Origin of the sequence: Rathayibacter sp. Leaf299 (assembly GCF_001423055.1) — a bacterium.
In the GTDB taxonomy this organism is placed as follows: domain Bacteria; phylum Actinomycetota; class Actinomycetes; order Actinomycetales; family Microbacteriaceae; genus Rathayibacter; species Rathayibacter caricis.
On sequence record NZ_LMNT01000003.1, the window covers coordinates 468,897 to 487,180 of the forward strand.

An 18,284-nucleotide genomic window follows, 5' to 3' on the forward strand; every position below is an offset into this window, starting at 1 on the left:
CCCGAACCGAACCCCTCAAGGAGAGCACCATGGCACTGTCCACCGAAGAAGTCCTCGCCGGCCTGGCCGAGCTGGTCAACGACGAGACCGGCATCGCGACCGATTCCGTCGAGATGGACAAGTCGTTCACCGACGACCTCGACATCGACTCCATCTCGATGATGACCATCGTCGTCAACGCCGAGGAGAAGTTCGACGTGAAGATCCCGGACGACGAGGTCAAGAACCTCAAGACGGTGGGCGACGCGGTCACCTTCATCGTCAAGGCGTCCGAGTAGCACTTCCGCGCCCCTGAGGCGGACACCCCGGCCCGGCATCCGCCCGGCCGGGGTGCGCCCGGCACCCACCCCGTCACGGAACAGAGATCGTCGTCATGAGCACCAAGAAAATCGTCGTCACCGGCATCGGAGCCACCACGCCCCTCGGCGGGACCGCCCGGGACTCGTGGAACGCCCTCCTCGCGGGGGAGTCCGGCATCAGCACCATCGAGGCCGAGTGGGTCGCGAAGCACGAGCTGCCCGTGACGTTCGCCGGCCAGGCCAAGGTCCGTCCCGAGGACGTCCTGCCCCGTGCCGAGTTCAAGCGGCTCGATCCCTCCGCCCGTTTCGCCGTGATCTCCGCCCGCGAGGCCTGGGCCGACGCGGGCATCACCGACGTCGATCCGCTGCGCGTGGGCGTCGACTACTCCACCGGCATCGGCGGACTCTGGACGCTGCTCGACGCGTGGGACACCCTGCGCGAGCGCGGACCCCGCCGCGTCCTGCCCATGACCATCCCGATGCTCATGCCCAACGCCGCCGCCGCGGCGATCAGCATGTCCATCCCCTCCCGCGCCTACGCCCGCACCGACGTCTCGGCCTGCGCCTCGAGCACCGAGGCTCTCGCGAACGCCTACGAGCACCTCCAGCGCGGCCTCGCCGACGTCGTCATCGCCGGCGGCACGGAGTCGGTCATCCACCCGCTCCCGCTCGCCGCCTTCGCCGCCATGCAGGCCCTCTCCCGCCGCAACGACGACCCGGCCACCGCCTCCCGCCCCTACGACGTGAGCCGCGACGGCTTCGTCATGGGCGAGGGAGCCGCGTCGCTCGTCCTCGAGACCGAGGAGCACGCCCTGGCCCGCGGCGCCCGCATCTACGCCGAGCTCGCCGGCGGCGCGGTCACCAGCGACTCGTACCACATCACCGCCCCCGACCCCGAGGGCTCCGCCGCCGCCCGCGCGATGATCGCCGCCCTCGAGCAGGCCGGCGCCGACCGCACCGACGTCGTCCACGTCAACGCCCACGCGACCAGCACCCCGGTCGGCGACATCGCCGAGTACCGCGCCCTCGCCCGCGTGTTCGGCGACCACCTCCCGAACATCGCCGTGTCGGCGACGAAGGCCGCCACCGGCCACCTCCTCGGCGGCACCGGCGCCCTCGAGGCGATCTTCACCGTCCTCGCCCTGCACGAGCGCACCGCCCCGCCGACGATCAACCTCACCGAGCAGGACCCCCAGATCCCCCTCGACGTCGTCACCAGCCCCCGCGCCCTCGGCGACGGCCCCCTCGTCGCCCTCTCGAACTCCTTCGGGTTCGGGGGGCACAATGCTGTGGCCGCGTTCCGGTCGGTCTGACGGGGCTTCGCCCCGTGGACCGAGCGGAACGCGGGCTTCGTTGCGCGTAGCGCAACGAAGGCGCGTCCGCTCCCTACGCGGCTGAGTTCCCGGGGGCCGGTGCGGTGCGGCGACGGAGATCCGCTGGGACGCGGATCTCCGGATACGCCTCGCGGCGCTCGGGTGGGGTGCGCGCTGCCCTCCGGGCATCGGCGCGGTACTCGCCCTGCCGGGCCTCGAGACACGGCTCGCCCTACCGGGCATCGGCGCACAGTTCGCCCTATCGGGCATCAGCAGACGACTCGCCCTACCGGGCATCGGCACACGGCTCGCCCTACCGAGCAACGGCACACAGGCCGCCCTACCGGGCATCGGTGGACAACTCACCCGGTCGGGCATCGGCGCACAGCTTCCGCCGTCCGGCTCCCGCATCAGGGTCGCCGACAGTGCATCAGCTGCGCCGCTCGCCGTGCCGGGCATCAGCACTCGTCTCCGAGACCCGCGGATCGCATCCCCGGCTCGCCGAATCGCGTCGGGCTCGCGAGACCACCGGCTTCCAACAAGCCCGTCCCGATCCCACGAGCCGAAACATGGAGAACACGCGCTCTGGCACCTCCGGTCGGCGACGGCCCTCCCGTCGACCCGATCGCCAGGTGTGCACGGGCTCGGCCCGATCCCCAGCGCTTTCCACGAGCCGAGGCTGCGGCACCCGGCCGGCTTCCACCGCGCGAAACTCCCGAGCTCGCCTCCGCATCCGGATCGCCGAGCCCCGCGAGGCGTATCCGGCGATCCGCGTGCCAGCGGATCGCCGTCGCCGAACGCACCCCGCTCTGCAGAACGCGACCCCGTCGCGAAGCCGACCGCGCGACGCCGCGCGAGGAGCGGCGTCGACGATGCACGGAGTCGGCGTCAGCCGACTCCGTGCATCCAGATAACCGGCGCGAAGTCGCTCGCGTACCGGAACGGCTCGAGTTCGTCCTCCCACGCCTGGCCGAGGGCGAGGCGGAGTTCGCGGTGCAGCTCGATGGGGTCGGCGCCGGCGGTCTCCATCGCGGCGCGGACGCGGTCCTCGGGGATGACGGTGTTGCCGACGCTGTCGGTCTGGGCGAAGAAGATCCCGAGGCCGGGAGTGTGCATCCAGCGGCCGCCGTCGACTCCGGGGGACGGCTCCTCGGTGACCTCGTAGCGGACGTCCTCCCAGCCGCGCAGAGCGGAGGCGATGCTCGCGCCGGTGCCGGGGGCACCCTCCCACGCGAACTCGGCGCGCTGCGTTCCGCGCAGGACCGGCTGATCGATCCACTCGAAGTTCACGGCACGACCGAGAGCGCGCCCGGCTCCCCACTCGAGGTGGGGGCAGAGCGCGCGAGGGGCGGAGTGCACGAAGAGCACACCCCGAGTCTGCTGCGCCACCATGCTGTCCTCCGTTCGTCCCGGTGCGTCTTCCCCAACGACCCGGACCACGTACGACTAGCGGTGCATTCTTCGATTGTGCGGTGGACGAGCCACCACGTCAGAGTATGCATCAGCCGTCCCGCGCCGACAAGGCGGCTCGCCGCGCCCGCCCGGGGCGCGCCCGGATCCCCTGCCTATACTCGGCATGTCCGGTGCCCGCTCCCGCTCGGGCCCGTCCGAGAGGAGTCCCGTGTCGGTCCGCGACGGTCTCCTGGCGCTCCTCACCCTCGGTCCCGCCTACGGTCTGCAGCTGCACTCCGAGCTCCTCGATCGCGCGGCGCACCGCCGCCGCGTCAACGTGGGCCAGATCTACTCGACGCTCGAGCGCCTGCGCGAGCGCGGTCTCGTCGTCCCGGCCGGAGCGACGGAGGACGGACTCCCTCTGCATGCGTTGACCGACGACGGCCGCGCGGAGGCGTCCGCCTGGCTCCACGGCGACGGCGCCTCGGCGCAGGAGGACTGGGACGACGTCCTCGACCGCATCCTGCTCGCGTCGACCCTCGAGGAGGCCGACCTCGATGCGGTCCTGGCCGCGTACTCGGTCGCGCTCCCGGAGGACGAGGAGCCCGTCGACGACCACCCGCAGCGCCGCCTCGCCGCCCGCGCCCTCCGGGTCCGCGACGACGCCCTGCGGAGCCTGCTCGACGCGGCCCGCGAGGAGCTGTCCGGAGCGGAGGCGGCGGCGGGCGTCCGCGGCTTCACGCTCGAGCGTCCGCGCCGGGGCCGGAGAGCGGTGTCCCGGGACGAGACAGGCGAAGGGGCCGTCGCTTAGGCTGGAGCGCATGTCCCGCTCCCCTCTCGGCCTCCGCGTCGCCTCGCGCACGCGTCGACGCCTGATCGCGGCGGGTACCGGCACTCTCCTCGTCCTCTGCGCCTCCCTCGCCTCGCCGCTCACCGCGTCCGCCGCGTACGATCCGGCCGATTACCCGTCGTGGTCCGACGTCGAGGCCGCGAAGGACAGCGAAGGCGCCACGGCGGCCGAGGTCGACAGGATCACGGCCTTCCTGGCCGATCTCCGCGATCAGGCCGCCGAGCTCACCGACGCCGCCATCGCCCGGGCATCCGAAGCCGACGCCGCTCGAACCGCCCTCGATGAAGCGGGTCAGCGCGTCACCGCGCTCGAGAGCCGCGCCGATGCGGCGCGCTCCGCCGCCGACGCCGCGAAGGAGCAGGCCGGTCGGCTCGCCGCCCAGCTCTACCGCACCGGCGGCACCGACGCCACGCTCAACCTCCTCGTCGGCGGACAGGAGTCGGACGAGCTGCTGTACCGCATCGGCACGATGAGCCAGCTGACGCTCCAGACGAGCACGCTGCAGACGGCGGCCGAGACGAGCGAGAACGAGGCCGGCGCTCTCGCCGCCCAGGCCGAGAAGGCCCGGTCCGAGCGGGTCGCGCTCGCCGACGCGGCCGGCCGCGCCCTCGACGAGGCCGAGGCGGCGCAGTCGGCGGCCGACGCGAAGGTGGCCGAGCAGGAGCAGTACAGCTCGACGCTCTACGCCCAGCTCGCCGAGCTCAAGGACACGACCGCCGCGCTCGAGGAGCAGTACGCGACCGGGCAGCAGGAGAAGGCGGTCTTCGAGGACCAGCAGCGCCGTGCCAGGGAGGCCGCTCAGCAGGAGGCGATCCGCACCGCGCCGTCCGCCGGCTCGCGTCCCGTTGCCGCTGCTCCCGCCCCTGCCGCTCCGGGCGGCGGGCCGCTGCAGCTCGGGAACGACGACCCGACCGGAGCGCGCAACAGCTCCGCCGAGACCATCGCGGCCCTCAGCACCTACGCGGGCCGCACCGACGGCCTGTCCCCCTCGCAGGCGCAGGCGTACGCACGGACGGTCCTCGGGAACTACGGTTGGGGGCAGGACCAGATGGACTCGTGCCTCGTCCCACTCTGGAACGGGGAGTCCGGCTGGCGCTGGAACGCTCTGAACCGCTCCTCCGGCGCCTACGGGATCCCGCAGGCGCTGCCGGCGAGCAAGATGGCCTCGTCCGGGTCGGACTACCAGACCAGCGCGGCGACGCAGGTGAACTGGGGCCTCTCGTACATCAAGAGCTCGTACGGATCGCCCTGCAACGCCTGGGCGAAGTGGAACTCCCGCTCGCCGCACTGGTACTGAGCCCGCGTCTCACTTCGCCTCGTCGTAGGCGTCGACCACCGCCACGGTCACGGGGAAGTCGATGTCCGCTCCGCCGAAGAGGGCGCGGCCCGCGCGGGCGGCCGACTCCCGGACGATCCCGGCGACCTGCTCGGCGACGTCCGCCGGTGCGTGCACGATCACCTCGTCGTGCAGGAAGTACACCAGGTGCGCCCGATCCAGGCCCGGGCCGCCGTCGCGCAGTCGGGCGCGCAGATCGCCCATCCAGCAGAGCGCCCACTCGGCGGCGGTGCCCTGCACGACGAAGTTCCGGGTGAAGCGGCCCCAGTCCCGCGCCCGCTGAGCGCTGCGCGCGTCGGGACTCTCGTCGTTCGCTCGGACCGCTCCCGGAGGGGAGCTGCGGCCGAGCCAGGTCGAGACGCTCTCGCCCCGCTCCCCCGCGCGGGCGGCGGCCTCGACGTGCGCGACGGAACGCGGGTAGGCCCGGGTGAGCCGCGGCAGGAGGCTCCCCGCCTCCCCGCTGGTCGCTCCGTACATCGCACCGAGCATCGCGACCTTGGCCCGCGGACGGTCGGGGACGACCCCGGCGTCGACGATGCCCTGATAGAGGTCGCGTCCACGCCCCGCTGCGGCCATGGCGGAGTCGCCCGCCAGCGCGGCGAGGATCCGGGGCTCCAGCTGCGCGGCGTCGGCCACGACGAGCTTCCAGCCGTCGTCGGCGACCACGGCGGCGCGGATCTGCCGCGGGAGCTGCAGCGCGCCTCCGCCCGACGTCGCCCAGCGACCGGTGACCACGCCTCCCACGACGTACTCCGGCCGGAACCGGCCGCCGTGCACCCAGGCGTCGAGCCACGCCCAGCCGTTCGCGGTCAGCAGCCGCGAGAGCTTCTTGTACTCCAGGAGCGGCGGGATCACCGGGTGCTCGAGGGACTGGAGCTCCCACGAGCGGGTCGACTCGACGGCCAGACCGGCGCGGCGGAGCGAGCGGATGAGGTCGGCGGGCGAGTCGGGGTTGAGCTCGGGTGCCGCCAGAGCCGAGCGGATGCGATCGGCCAGCGCCTCGAGACGGGCGGGGCGACCGCCGAAGACGGGCCGCGGACCGAGCGCCTCCGTCAGCACGCGGTCGTGCACGTCGGCGCGCCAGGGCAGGCCCGTGGCGGCGATCTCGCGCGCGATGAGCGCGCCGACCGACTCCGCCGCGAGGAGCAGGCGCAGTCGGCCCGGCTGCGAGGACGCCGTGACCGCCTCCTCCTGCCGGGCGAGCTCGACGACGGGGTCGAGCTCGGCGGGGTCGGCGTCGGCCTCCTCGAAGCCGACGAGCGTGTCGGTGGCGGCGGGCGCGACGGCGTCCGAGTCCCACGCGTCGCGGGGAGCTCGTGCGAGCGGCGAGCCTGCTGCGGCGACCGAGCGGCGGAGGATCGCGCGGCCGAGCCGCAGATCGTGGCACCGCGACACGCGGACGTCGGCATCGAGCAGCGCGGGATACCAGCGCGACGTGTCGTCCCACACCCAGCGCGGACGCCGGGACTCGTTCACCCGGACGAACCGGGCGAGGTCCCCGGCGCCGCGACCGCTCCCCTCGGGCGACGACTCCCCCGTCTCGGCGACGGAGACGGCCCACCAGGCACCCGAGGGTGAACCGGCGAGGACGAGGAGCATCCGTCCATTCTCCTCCGGCGAGCGGACGCCCCCGGCGCCGGGACCGCTCATCCCTGACGCTGCGAGGCCGGGTAGCCGGGGAAGGGCTTCTCCTGCGCGGTCGGCGGCTGACGCTCCCAGAGCGCCTTCGCGATGGTCTCCATGTCGCGGGAGTAGCCGACGAGCGTCCGCTTCTCGGGCTCGGCCGCCCAGGTCACCGCACGGAACCAGGTCTCGCGGTACGGGCCCGTCTCGATCCGGCGCACGAGTCCGATTCGGCCGGTGCGCACGGCGTCGACCATGACCCACTCGTCCGGGCCGCTGCTGCGCAGCATCTGCAGTGGACTCCACTCGATCATTGCGCCTCCCCGCCGTTCGCTCGTGGCCGTGGCGGGTGACTTCGCCGCGGCGTACACTCGCAGACTATCGAACACATGTTCGAACGGCCAACCGCCACCGGAGCATCCGGGCGGGTCGCCGACGAGGAGGAACGGGGCGCGAGGATGGCGGTGATCGACGAGACGGCGCTGGTCTCGACCGACGGCGAGGGCGTGCCGATCGCACTCGACTGGCGGGGCGGGCGCTACCGGGTGACCGACCGGCCGACGGTGTGGACCTGCACGAGCGCCTGGTGGGCACCGCTCGAGGGCTTCCGGCCCACGTTCGGACGACCGCCCGTGAGCATCGGGGGCTGGCGGTTCCAGGCGACCCACGTCGAGACGGGCGGATCGTTCGTCCTCGACGTCATCGCGTCGACGGAGCCGAGCTGGAGCGTCGTGCGGGTGTACGAGTGAGGCGCGACGGCGCCGGTGCTACTTGTCGGCCGACCAGGGCGCCACGGTCATGGCGATCAGGGCGGCAGTGCCCGAGACGAGGCCGGCGGCGGTGATACCTGCGATGACGAGCCAGAGCACGAGTTCCATACGACGAGTCTACCGAGCGCGTCGAGTCCTCCTTCCATCCCCCGGCTATGGAATACCGTCGGAGGAGTGACCGACGCCCCGACCCGTGCCAGCGTCGGACTGCGCTCCGAGCGCGGTCCGATCCTCCTCTCGCTGATGATCTCGACCGCACTGGTCGCCCTCGACGCCACGATCCTCGCGACGGCCGTGCCGTCGATCGTCGACGACCTCGGCGGATTCGCCCAGTTCCCCTGGCTGTTCTCGATCTACCTGCTCGCGCAGGCCGTCTCGGTCCCCCTGTACGGCAAGCTCTCGGACGTGATCGGGCGCAAGCCCATCATGCTGATCGGCATCGGGCTGTTCCTCCTCGGCTCCCTGCTCTGCGGGCTGGCCTGGAGCATGCCGGCGCTGATCGCCTTCCGGGCCCTGCAGGGGCTCGGCGCGGGTGCGATCCAGCCCATGGGCATCACCATCGCGGGCGACATCTACACGGTCGCCGAGCGCGCGAAGACCCAGGGCTACCTGGCGAGCGTCTGGGGGATCTCCTCGGTCGTCGGGCCGACCCTCGGCGGTGTGCTGTCGGATCTCGGCGCCTGGCGCGGGATCTTCCTGATCAACATCCCGCTCTGCCTGCTCGCCGCGTTCCTCCTCATCCGGAGCTTCCGCGAGACGACCAGAGGCGAGCGGCAGCCGATCGACGTCGCCGGAGCGGCCGTCCTCGCCGTCGGCACCGCGCTGCTGATCCTCGGCCTGCTCGAAGGAGGGACGGCCTGGCCGTGGCTCTCGCCGGCCGGGATCGGAGTGTTCGCCCTCTCGGCCCTCGCCTTCGCCGTGTTCGTCGCGATCGAGCGGCGCGCCAGTGCCCCGGTGCTGCCGCTCTGGGTGCTCAGCCGTCGCCTCCTGCTGTCGACGAGTCTCGTGTCCGCCGCCGTCGGCGCGATCACCCTCGGCGTCACGTCCTACTTCCCGACCTTCGCCCAGGGCGTGCTCGGCAGCTCGGCGCTCGGAGCGGGCTTCGCCGTGGCCGCGATGACGCTCGGCTGGCCCGTCGCGGCGAGCCTGTCGGGGCGCCTCTACCTCCGCATCGGCTTCCGCAGCACGGGATTCATCGGAGCGGGGCTCGTCGTCGTCGGCACCGCGCTGACGATCCTCCTCGGCAGCACCTCGACGCTCTGGCACATCGCAGGATTCTGCGTGCTGATCGGTGCGGGCATGGGTCTCGTGGCGACTCCGACCCTCATCCGGGCGCAGTCCAGCGTCGAGTGGAGCGAGCGCGGCGTCGTGTCCTCGACCAACTTCTTCGCCCGCAACATCGGCAGCGCGGTCGCGGTCGCGGTCTTCGGCGCGATCGTCAACGCCGCGACCGGCGACGGCACTCCCGCCCCCGAGGATCTGGCCGCCGGGACGCGGTTCGTGTGCATCGCGCTCGCGGTCGTCGCCCTCGGCATGCTGGCGGCGGTCGCGGCGATGCCGAAGGAGGGGCGTCCCGTCGCCGACTGATCAGTCGCGCGTGCGGTCGGCTCGTGCTGCGAGGGCACGGCGCGACGCGGCGATCCGCTGCAGCCGCCCGATCCGGGAGCGACGGACCCGGTGCGTCCAGCGCAGCACGGGGTCGCCGAGACCCGGGTGCCGACGGAGCGTGTGCAGCGCGCGGTCGAGGCGGCGCATCATGTCCCTCGCCGCGCCGAACGGCCGCGCCGAGATGCCGACCTCGAGGTGGCGGTCGAGCACGATGCGGTGGCGCACGCCGAGGTGCACGCTGATCTCGACGTCGTCGTGCACGTACGAGTCCTCGCGGTGCATCTCCTCCGCGATCTCCTGCCACGCGGAGCGGCGGATCGCGCAGTTCGACCCGAACAGCGGCCAGTGGGACAGTGCGGAGCCCATCAGGGCGAAGTACGCGTCCATGTAGACCACGCGGGCGAGCAGGCGCGGCACGGGGCTCAGCTCGACGAAGCGGCCGGGGCCGGTCACCGCTCCGACCGTCGGATCGGCGAAGTGGCCGGCGAGCCGTGCGATCCAGTCCGGTCCCGGCTGCGAGTCGGCATCCAGCCGCGCCAGCACGTCGCCCTCGGCGGCGTCGAAGCCGAACGCCGTGCTCGCGGGGATCCCGCTCCCCTCGTGCACGACGACCCGGGCGCCGAACGCCCGAGCCACTTCCGCACTGTCGTCGGTGCTGCCGTCGTCGACGACCACGACCTCGAGGGGGGCGAGGGTCTGCTCGGCGAGGAGGGCGAGCAGCCGCTCGAGGTGGCGGGCGTCGTCCTTGACGGGGACGACGACCGAGATGCGACGGTGTTCCATCCGCCCAGTCAACGCGATGCGAGGGGCCGGAGTGACCCTCCCACGCCGGACGCGCGTCTCGCGCTCGTGTCAAGCCGGTCCCGTCGGCCTCCTCCGGATGCTCGGATCGAGGTGACGACGACGAACCCACTCGGCATCAGGAGACGACATGACCCACGGACCTCGAGACTTCCAGCCGACGCGCGCCGTCGTGACGGCATCGGACTCCGGCATCGGCCGAGCGACGGCCGTCGCCCTGGCCCGGGCCGGGATGGACGTCGGCATCACCTGGCACAGCGACGAGGAGGGAGCGAACGGCACCGCGGAGGAGGTCCGCTCCCACGGCCGCCGCGCCGAGATCGCGCAGCTCGATGCGACAGAGCTCGACCGGGCGGGAGACGTGATCGACGATCTCGCCGAGCGCCTGGGCGGCCTCGACGTGTTCGTGAACAACGCGGGTGGCGGAGGCGGCGAGCCGTTCCTCCAGCAGAGCGTCGAGAGCTGGCGGAGCACGGTGGCGCTGAACCTCGACGGGGCCTTCGTCTGCCTGCAGCGTGCGGCGCGGCGGATGGTGGACGCGGGCACCGGAGGACGGCTGATCGCCGTCACCAGCGTGCACGAGCACCAGCCCCGCGTCGGCGCCGGAGCGTACGTCGCGGCCAAGCACGGACTCGGCGGGCTGCTCAAGGTCGCCGCACTCGAGCTCGGGGCGCACGGGATCACCGTCAATGCCGTCGCTCCCGGCGAGATCGCGACCCCGATGAACGACGCGGACGACGTCGATCCCTTCACGATCGACCGTCCCGGCATCCCGCTCGGCCGGCCCGGCGACGCGCGCGAGATCGCCGCCGTCATCGCGTTCCTCGCCTCCCCCGGAGCCGCCTACGTCACCGGCTCCTCGTACGTGGTCGACGGCGGCATGCTGCAGATGGGCCCGCAGGCCGGCTCGCACCTGCTGCAGGATGACTGGCGTGAGGCCTGAGCGACTCCCCGCGCCGCTCCCCCGACCGGTACTCTCGAAGAGGTGCTCCGGCGGGCGGGGCGCCGTGCTCGGGATGTAGGTGACGCGCGTGTGGTTCCGCCGTCGACGCCGACTCAAGATGAGGCCGTACGACCCCGATGAGAACCCCTCGCGCGAGCCGGTCTCGGTCGAGGAGGCGACCGAGGAGGGTCTGATGCTCGCCGAGTACGCGAGCCGGATGGCCGTGAAGAACCGCGTGCTGATGGACGGGCTCACCGCCGACGTCCCCTTCGACGTGGGCCACTACTCGCGGGCCGCCGCGCTCGAGCTGACGAAGCTCGCCGACGAGTCCGTGGCCGCAGCCGAGCGCCTGCGCGCGATCGCCGCCGAGGCGACCTCGGTGGGCGGTCGCTCCGACCACGTGCACGACTACCGCTCGGCCGACGTCGACAATCTCGACCACCGCGAGCGGCTCTCGATGGCGGTCGCCGACACCCTCCGCCGCCGTGCCGAGGACGACGAGTACCTCGCCGGACTCGTGGACGGAGCGCGGCAGGACGCCTGGCGCGAGCTCTCGCAGTCGATCGAGGAGACCCTCGACCGCGCACCGCGGATCGACCCCGACGACGAGGAGTACCGGCGCGACCGCTCCGTGCGGATGGCGCTGGTCGTCATCGACGACCTCGCCAAGCTCGCCCAGGACCGCGGCATCGACCTCGAGCCCTGAGTCGACCTCGAGCCCCGAGCAGGGCGGGAGTCGGTTCAGGCCGGCCTCGGTTCAGGCCCGGCCTCGGTTCCAGCCCAGCCTCGGTTCAGGCCCAGCCGGCGCGGAACGACTCCGTCGCCTCGGTCGACCTCTCGCGCACCGCCTCGAGCAGCTGCTCCATCGACTCGCTCCGGAGGAACGCCAGCCGGTCGAGCTCCGTCACCGGGGCGACGCCCGCGAGCTGCCACGCGTGCGCGGCCGGATCCTCGGCGAGCTCGACGACGGCGCCGTAGCGCTGCTCGACGAACTCGCTCGCCACGGCCAGCGCCGTGCGCACCGCGGATTCCGCGGCGGTCAGCGCCTCGGCGAGGCGCGGCTCCCACTCCAGGTCGGGCAGCAGGCGGACCTCGGCCCGCGGGTACGGGTCGTCCTCGTACCACCGGACGACCTCGAAGCGGTGCTCGCCGACCGAGTCGAGGGTGACGAACGACTCCGCGCCGTCGATGTTCAGGATGCGCGCCACGGTGCCGACCGCGAAGCGCTGATCTCCGCCGCCCACCTCCTGGCCGCGCTCGATGAGGACCACGCCGAAGGACAGGCTCTCGTCCTCGAGCACGTCGCCGAGCATCCGCAGGTACCGCGGCTCGAAGAGCCGGAGCGGGAGCGGCATGTGCGGCAGGAGCACGGAGCCGAGCGGGAACATCGGGAGGTCAGGCACAGCACCAGGGAATCATGTCCGGCAGTCGGCGGCCAGTACGGGCATCCGGGCGGCGGACGTGCTAGCGGTCACGCGGTGGACTCCGGACGCTGTCCGAGGACGGCGACCACGAGCTCGTCGGCGTCCGCCAGGTAGCCGAGCAGCTCGGCCGTCTCCCGCGCCTCCGCGAGCCCGGCGATCGTCGGCGCGCTGAACACCCCGTCGGTGGGGTCGCGGAGCAGGATCCCGCCGCGCGCGAGCGCCACCGCCGTGTCGTCGTCGAGCAGCCACGCGTTCACCCCGGCCGTCTCGACCGTCGCGTCGACGGACCGCCGCCCTCGGCCGGTGTGGACCCGGGTCGCCGACCGGACGGGCAGTGGCGCCACCGTCAGGTCTCCCCTGTTCACCGCGCGGGTCACCGCGTCGGACAGGGCGCCCCTCCCCAGATCGTGCAGCCGTGTCGCGAGCTCGATGTGCTCCACCGGTGATCCTCCGTCGTCCCTCGCGGCCGGCGGGGACGAGACGGCGGGCCCTCTCGCCCGCGGCAGGCCTCCTGCAGTGCGGGTGAACGCTCCGTCGCCTCCACGACCCAGGGTAGAGAGGTCGGGTCCCGCGCCGCGCCCCCCGTCGTGGACGGCGGCACCTGCTGTTCACCCGGCTGGTGCATCATTCTCCGGTGGCTGCTGACGTGAACCTCGACGAGATCGCCTCCGAGGTATCGGCGCGCCTGCGCGCCCGCTTCCCCGACCACTCGGCGGAGGAGGTCGACGCGACCGTCCGCGCCGAGCTCGACGCCCTCGCCGACCGCCCGGTCCGCGACTACCTGTCGGTGCTCACCGAGCGTGCCGCGAAGTCCCGCCTGAAGAAGTCGCCCTCGGCCTGACGGCCCCCGACTCCGCAGAAATTGTCGTACTCGGCGTCGAGTACGACGACTTCCGCTGACTCGAAGGACCTCGAGTCCGGAGAGACTGCGTTCACCCGGTCGCATCTGCGAAGCTCGACACTCCAAGCGTCCGCGGGGTCTCAGGCACCTGACCCGATGTCGTGTGGCTAGACGGACGCGCCGATGACGGCGAGCAGTTCGCCGAATCTCGGGGCATCGAGGATCTCGATCCTCTGACCCGCTAGCGCGAGTTCCCGCGCCTTCAGCACTTTCGCACTGACGATCTCGCCCGGCTTGAGCTCTCCCGGACCGAAAGTGCCCATCACCACGAGGGTCGTCTTTCTCGTGACGTTCGAGCCGATGCTGGCTCCGTGCGCGGCGACCAGCGCCTGAGCCTTCTTCCGCGGCATGCCGTCGATCTCCCCGGTGAAGACGACTGTCTCCCCGAACAGCGGACCGGTCGGATCGGCGTCCGCGGCGGGGGCCGGGAAATCCGCGAGACGAGTGTAGGCAGCGCGGGCGGACGTCTTCGGCACCCGACTGTCACTCCAGAGATGATGAACATCGTGACGCCCGAGACGGCGCCCGAGGGCGAGAGCCACTTCAGCGCTGGCGACAGCATCGGCTTCCGCATCGTGGTGGTCGTCGAGGACCACCCCGAGGTGTGCGGCGACGGTCGGCAGACGGTAGGAGTCCAGGGCCAGATGAGCTTTCGCCAGCACCACCGTGCACAGGAGGTCCGGAACAGGCGCGTCAAGCATCGCCAACTTGTGTGCGGCTGCGATCACTCCCTTCTCGAAGGGCGCGTTGTGAGCGATGACCGGATCGTCTCCGATGACCGTGTCCAACCATCCTGCGACCGCCGCCCAGTCCGGAGCGGTCTCGCAGTCCTCCCATCTCAGCCCGTGGATACCCGTGTTCCTCAGGGAGAAGTCGTCTCCTGTCAGCGGCCGGATGAGGGTCGACGCGCGATAGCTGATCACCCCGTTGGTCACCCGAGCGACACCGACAGCGCAGGCCGAGCCTCGCTGCGCGTTCGCCGTCTCGAAGTCGATCGCTGTGAAGGTGAGGGGCATCCGCGGTTCTCCTCTGGCTGGCGGGCAGTCCTCGGATCTTCGCAGCAGCGAGCGCTCGTGAACGCGCACTGGACGACGCGTGTCGCGTAGGTTCTCGAGCCGCCTTCCTGGGCGCCCGCGGAATCTCACCGCTATCCGCGCCGGCGACCGTCGGGCCACCGAGGCCGTGCGGACAGACGCGGCGCGGAAGTAGGGCGTACGGGACGTGAACCCGTGACCGGCGGATCATCAGCGCGGCGCCCACTCCTCACCGGCCCGAACGGAGACACCCTGCCGCAACGCACAGGGAACCTAAAGATTCACGCCGTAGCTCGAACAAACCAGCCTTCGACACTCGACTTGCGACTCGTCTCGGTACGGCTCGGACAACCTCGGCCGGGTGCAGTCGAGCGGTTTTCGGAGAGACTTGTATCGTGTGAATTAGACCCGCGAACCCGTGCGCTCGGACAGGGCCACTGTCGCACGAGCGCGAACGAGCGCGTTCGAGAGCACGAACCACAGACCCGCAGCCACGACGGTAGCTACAGCCGCAATTAAAGCGGCCACCCCGACCCAAGACCATGCACCATTTACGACGGCGCGATCAGCGGCTGCGGTCGCAAGCGCGTCTGCGCTCGCGTCCGTCGCGTCCTCAAGGCGCTCGGTTGCGTCCTCGAATTCCTCGACTACAGGGCTATACTCGGCCGCTGAGGCTGCGACTGCGGTGTCCAGTTCCGCCTTCAAGCCCGCGTCATAGCCGACAGTGGCCGGCCAAGCAGGGGCCGGAATGGACCCATTCTTTACTCCGCGAGCGACCGACACGTCATAGATCTGTGCGGCGTTCTGCTGGTCGTACTGCAGTTCTTCCCAGGCGACGTCTTTCCGGTACTGCGCCCCCTTTGCATCGCGCTTTGCCTCCGTCAGGTGCGAGGCAGCGGAAGCGGCAGATGCCGCCGACGCGTCTGCCCGGTACGAATGCTGCACGGCGCCAAAGATGCCGCTGCCGACTAGTACGAGACTGCCGGCGATCACGACGAAGAAGACCAGTCGGCCCACTTGGGCTGCCACCTCTGCGCGACGCAAGAAGTGGCGGACAGGGTCGGGAACAGTTGCGGTGGAAGCAGTCGGCACGCGGTGATCCTATCCAGACTCTGGAGAGGGCGGCGGCGGCCCGGTTCGCTGCCCCGCCCCTGGGCCGCTATGGCACGCGTGCCGGAGCAAACCAAGGCTGCTCACGGAGGACGCGGCCGCCTTGGCGCTCCTGCTCGGCCACGCTCGCGTTCTTCGAAAACTGCCGGATGAGCAAGGCGAATACATCGCCACCCGCCCACACGCCGCCGAGCCGACCGCGTCGCTGTGGCCGGGGCGAAACTACGGCGGGTGCGGCGACTTCCGCGGCGGGCTCAATTGGTCCAAGCGCATGCACTACAACTCGTTCTACCTGCTCCGGTTCCGTGACGCCGCCAAGGCCATCGGCCAGCTGGACCTGCGCTTCCATGACCTTCGCCACACCGCAGCGTCCTTGTTCGCCGCGTCTGGGATGCCGCTGGCGCGGGTCGCCCGAATCCTCGGCCACGCCGACACCGCGACCACCTAACAAGGTGTCCCTGCACTTCTCCCTCGATGACCACGCCGCCGACATGGATCGCCTCGACTCGTACCTCTCACCCGACCGTGGCCGCAAAGCCGCCGAGGCGCCGTTGACTCTAAGGGCGATGCTCTAACCGACTAGGTGTTGCTATTGTGCGTCGCCTTCAATCTGCCGTCCCACGGCATTCGGATGAACCTCGAAGCCGAATGCCTTATTGTGTTCGCCCATCAATCCGTGGCGACCGAGGACCGCGATCGCTTCCCACCAACGGTGCAGACTGTCGGCGATGGCGGTATTGGTGCCGCGAGTCAGCCGGTTGAAAGCCGCCATATCGCCAGCGAAGCCAGCATCTCTCAGCGCCTGTAGCTCTGGCGACGCGTCAATCGCGCAGTTCTCTACGAGAGTCCACTGTGCTGAGGGGCTGTCCCAAGACTGGGGTTCGTCCGCGAGCAAGTCCAGGTTGTAGAAGCGCCCCGACCGTCCGTAAGCATCGAGTGCATCGAGCAGGATCGGCCATACGGGATCGGTTTCGACCTTAGCAAACCAGCCTTGGGCATAGCTCGATTTGTCGCCGATACCGGCCCGCAGCTTCTCTCGAAGGAGCCCGTCGAGCTTTACAACGCCGTGACCGAACTCCCGTTTCATGACCGTCTGCGTTGGCCAGGCGCCGCTCTCGTCCAAAGCCACCAGCCCCACTGCCACCTTCAACAGCTTCTCAACACCGATCGACAGCATCGTCAAGATCGGGTCGCGGGTGGTGTCAGCGAACGCGGCCGAACGAACGGTCCGTTCGCCATAGGCCAGCAGGTGCTTCGCCGAGTCCATTTCCTCGATCAGGGCTATCGCCTGTCGTTGGTTCAGCCCCTCGAAGTTCCCCATTGCCAGAGTTTGGCAGCCGCCATGTCGAGCTCGCTACCCATCGAGGGGATCGGGTCAGCCGAGGGTTTCTGGAGGGGTTCCGCTTCTGGAGCTTCCGACCCGAGACCCCTACTCCTCAGTGTTCACTTGGTAGGGCGTACGGGACTTGAACCCGTGACCGACGGATTATGAGTCCGCTGCTCTGACCGGCTGAGCTAACGCCCCGCGGACCCCGCCGGCGGGAGAGCCGTCAGGCTCGGCCAGCCGTGGCGGAGGCTGCGTCGATGGTCGGATCGGCCACCGGCTCCCCACGATACAGGCTCTCGAATGTGCTGATCGTGCGGGTGATGTCGTGGGCGGCGACGATGCGCAGGGAGGCGCGCTTCATCTCCTCGAGGTGCTCGGGGGTGCTGGTCAGGACGTCGGTCAGGCGGTCGGCGAGGGCCTGCGCGTTGCCGGGCTCGAAGAGATGGCCGTTCTCGCCGTCGTGCACGAGGTGCGGGAGGGCCATCGCGTCCGCGGCGACGACGGGGAGGGCCGAGGCCATCGCCTCCATCGTCGCGATGCTCTGCAGTTCGGCGATCGAGGGCATCGCGAAGACGGTGGCGCGCGAGTACGCCTGCTTGAGCTCGGCGTCCGAGACGTAGCCGGTGAAGCGGACGCGCTCGCCCAGCTGGAGGCTCGCGGCCAGCTGCTGGAGGTTGCGCATCTGGTCGCCGCCGCCGACGATCTCGAGCTGCGCGTCGAGGGACGGATCGAGCAGGGCGACGGCGCGCAGGAGGACGTCGATGTGCTTCTCGCCGGTCACGCGTCCGACGAAGAGGATGCGGTTCTCGCCGCGCGGAGTGAAGTCGGGGGTGTAGTTGTCGGCGTCGATGCCGCAGGAGATGGCGTGCACGCCGCGGAGGCCGGTGTACTGCTCGAGGAACTGGGCGGCCCTGCGGGTCGGCGTGGTCACGGCCTCCGCGCGGCCGAAGGTGCGGCGGGCGGCGCGCCACGCCATCTGCACGGCCTTCGCCTGGACGGCCTTGGGCAGCAGCGTGAACTCGAGCATGTTCTCGGGCATGAAGTGGTTGGTGCCGATGATGCGGATGCCGCGCTTGGCCGCCTCGATGCCCAGTCCGCGACCGACGATGATGTGCGACTGGAAGTGGACGACGTCGGGCTTCACCTCGTCGAGGATCCGCGCGCTGTTCTGCTTGATGCGCCACGGCATCGCGAAGCGCAACCAGTCGTGCGGGAACCAGCGCCAGCTGTGGAGGCGGTGCACGATCATCCGCTGACCTTCGTGGGTCTCGAACCGCGTGCCGCTCCAGCCGTCGGCCGACGGGGCGACGACGTGCACCTCGTGGCCGCGGGCGACGAGGCCGGCGGCGAGGCGCTCGGCGAACTTCGCGGCGCCGTTGACGTTCGGGGCGAACGTGTCGCAGCCGATCACGACCTTCAGCGGTCGGGGGCCCGAGTCCGAGGAGGTCGCCTCCGTGACGTGCGGGACGGAGTCGTCGGGAGCGTCCGATGACTCGCTCGGCACGGGTGACTCCGGTCCTGAGGCGGCGCGGGGGTCTGACACGGGGTGGTTC

Annotated in this window: 20 protein-coding genes and 1 tRNA gene; 10 read left to right on the forward strand and 11 right to left on the reverse strand. The window is 71.1% G+C overall.

Translation table 11 applies throughout. The features are described from left to right. Positions 1-29 precede the first annotated feature (29 nt). Both ASF48_RS13830 and ASF48_RS13835 read left to right on the forward strand, forming a co-directional pair. Complete coding sequence (locus ASF48_RS13830) at positions 30-278, forward strand: acyl carrier protein (protein WP_055792757.1); 249 nt, start codon at positions 30-32, stop codon at positions 276-278. A 95-nt stretch (positions 279-373) separates the two neighbouring features. Further along, positions 374-1,612 carry a beta-ketoacyl-[acyl-carrier-protein] synthase family protein gene (locus ASF48_RS13835; protein WP_055792760.1) on the forward strand — a complete coding sequence of 413 codons (1,239 nt, stop codon included), beginning with the start codon at positions 374-376 and terminating at the stop codon, positions 1,610-1,612. 888 nt (positions 1,613-2,500) lie between these two features. Here the strand turns inward: ASF48_RS13835 and ASF48_RS13840 are convergent. Beyond that, entirely contained in the window at positions 2,501-3,004 is a 504-nt protein-coding gene (locus ASF48_RS13840; protein ID WP_055792765.1) for a DUF3145 domain-containing protein, read from the reverse strand. A gap of 229 nt (positions 3,005-3,233) precedes the next feature. On the opposite strand from ASF48_RS13840, the gene ASF48_RS13845 reads away from it, so the two are divergent. Further along, positions 3,234-3,815: a PadR family transcriptional regulator gene (locus ASF48_RS13845; protein WP_055792768.1), complete on the forward strand. Its 582-nt coding sequence runs from the start codon at positions 3,234-3,236 to the stop codon at positions 3,813-3,815. Positions 3,816-3,825: 10 nt separating this feature from the next. Next, entirely contained in the window at positions 3,826-5,151 is a 1,326-nt protein-coding gene (locus ASF48_RS13850) for a hypothetical protein (RefSeq protein WP_055792770.1), read from the forward strand. A 9-nt stretch (positions 5,152-5,160) separates the two neighbouring features. On the opposite strand, the gene ASF48_RS13855 is transcribed toward ASF48_RS13850, so the two are convergent. Both ASF48_RS13855 and ASF48_RS13860 read right to left on the reverse strand, forming a co-directional pair. Beyond that, a complete protein-coding gene (locus tag ASF48_RS13855) occupies positions 5,161-6,789 on the reverse strand; it encodes a bifunctional 3'-5' exonuclease/DNA polymerase (RefSeq protein ID WP_055792773.1) in 1,629 nt (542 codons plus the stop codon). Between the two features lie 47 nt (positions 6,790-6,836). After that, the gene (locus ASF48_RS13860; RefSeq protein ID WP_055792776.1) at positions 6,837-7,127 is read right to left on the reverse strand and encodes a hypothetical protein; all 291 of its coding nucleotides are present in this window, start codon (positions 7,125-7,127) and stop codon (positions 6,837-6,839) included. Positions 7,128-7,202: 75 nt separating this feature from the next. Here ASF48_RS13860 and ASF48_RS13865 point away from each other — a divergent pair, with 75 nt between their 5' ends. Further along, complete coding sequence (locus tag ASF48_RS13865) at positions 7,203-7,562, forward strand: hypothetical protein (protein WP_230671221.1); 360 nt, start codon at positions 7,203-7,205, stop codon at positions 7,560-7,562. A 264-nt stretch (positions 7,563-7,826) separates the two neighbouring features. Next, positions 7,827-9,170, forward strand: coding sequence for an MFS transporter (locus ASF48_RS13870; protein WP_082481528.1), 1,344 nt, complete (start codon positions 7,827-7,829; stop codon positions 9,168-9,170). Here the strand turns inward: ASF48_RS13870 and ASF48_RS13875 are convergent, their stop codons facing one another. Then, complete coding sequence (locus ASF48_RS13875) at positions 9,171-9,974, reverse strand: glycosyltransferase (RefSeq protein WP_082481487.1); 804 nt, start codon at positions 9,972-9,974, stop codon at positions 9,171-9,173. 148 nt (positions 9,975-10,122) lie between these two features. On the opposite strand from ASF48_RS13875, the gene ASF48_RS13880 reads away from it, so the two are divergent. Both ASF48_RS13880 and ASF48_RS13885 read left to right on the forward strand, forming a co-directional pair. Further along, positions 10,123-10,935, forward strand: coding sequence for an SDR family oxidoreductase (locus ASF48_RS13880; RefSeq protein WP_055792793.1), 813 nt, complete (start codon positions 10,123-10,125; stop codon positions 10,933-10,935). Between the two features lie 118 nt (positions 10,936-11,053). Further along, entirely contained in the window at positions 11,054-11,641 is a 588-nt protein-coding gene (locus tag ASF48_RS13885; protein ID WP_055792795.1) for a hypothetical protein, read from the forward strand. Between the two features lie 85 nt (positions 11,642-11,726). Here the strand turns inward: ASF48_RS13885 and ASF48_RS13890 are convergent, their stop codons facing one another. Together ASF48_RS13890 and ASF48_RS19450 are read right to left on the reverse strand one after the other, a co-directional pair. Further along, complete coding sequence (locus tag ASF48_RS13890) at positions 11,727-12,338, reverse strand: LON peptidase substrate-binding domain-containing protein (RefSeq protein ID WP_235577256.1); 612 nt, start codon at positions 12,336-12,338, stop codon at positions 11,727-11,729. 68 nt (positions 12,339-12,406) lie between these two features. Next, entirely contained in the window at positions 12,407-12,799 is a 393-nt protein-coding gene (locus ASF48_RS19450) for a hypothetical protein (protein WP_055792800.1), read from the reverse strand. A gap of 194 nt (positions 12,800-12,993) precedes the next feature. Between ASF48_RS19450 and ASF48_RS13900 the strand changes: the two genes are divergently transcribed. Continuing rightward, the gene (locus tag ASF48_RS13900; RefSeq protein ID WP_146168465.1) at positions 12,994-13,200 is read left to right on the forward strand and encodes a three-helix bundle dimerization domain-containing protein; all 207 of its coding nucleotides are present in this window, start codon (positions 12,994-12,996) and stop codon (positions 13,198-13,200) included. Positions 13,201-13,367: 167 nt separating this feature from the next. Here the strand turns inward: ASF48_RS13900 and ASF48_RS13905 are convergent, their stop codons facing one another. Continuing rightward, positions 13,368-14,276: an exonuclease domain-containing protein gene (locus ASF48_RS13905; protein WP_055792806.1), complete on the reverse strand. Its 909-nt coding sequence runs from the start codon at positions 14,274-14,276 to the stop codon at positions 13,368-13,370. 420 nt (positions 14,277-14,696) lie between these two features. Next, positions 14,697-15,386 carry a hypothetical protein gene (locus tag ASF48_RS13910; protein ID WP_157603169.1) on the reverse strand — a complete coding sequence of 230 codons (690 nt, stop codon included), beginning with the start codon at positions 15,384-15,386 and terminating at the stop codon, positions 14,697-14,699. A 121-nt stretch (positions 15,387-15,507) separates the two neighbouring features. Between ASF48_RS13910 and ASF48_RS19815 the strand changes: the two genes are divergently transcribed. Then, positions 15,508-15,852: a tyrosine-type recombinase/integrase gene (locus tag ASF48_RS19815; protein WP_055792812.1), complete on the forward strand. Its 345-nt coding sequence runs from the start codon at positions 15,508-15,510 to the stop codon at positions 15,850-15,852. Positions 15,853-15,993: 141 nt separating this feature from the next. Here ASF48_RS19815 and ASF48_RS13920 read toward each other — a convergent pair whose 3' ends face one another. From ASF48_RS13920 to ASF48_RS13930, 3 genes are all read right to left on the reverse strand, one after another. Beyond that, a complete protein-coding gene (locus ASF48_RS13920; protein ID WP_055792815.1) occupies positions 15,994-16,725 on the reverse strand; it encodes a hypothetical protein in 732 nt (243 codons plus the stop codon). A gap of 127 nt (positions 16,726-16,852) precedes the next feature. Next, a tRNA-Ile gene (locus tag ASF48_RS13925) sits at positions 16,853-16,929 on the reverse strand. A gap of 25 nt (positions 16,930-16,954) precedes the next feature. Beyond that, positions 16,955-18,139 carry a glycosyltransferase gene (locus ASF48_RS13930; RefSeq protein WP_082481532.1) on the reverse strand — a complete coding sequence of 395 codons (1,185 nt, stop codon included), beginning with the start codon at positions 18,137-18,139 and terminating at the stop codon, positions 16,955-16,957. Positions 18,140-18,284: the final 145 nt, after the last annotated feature.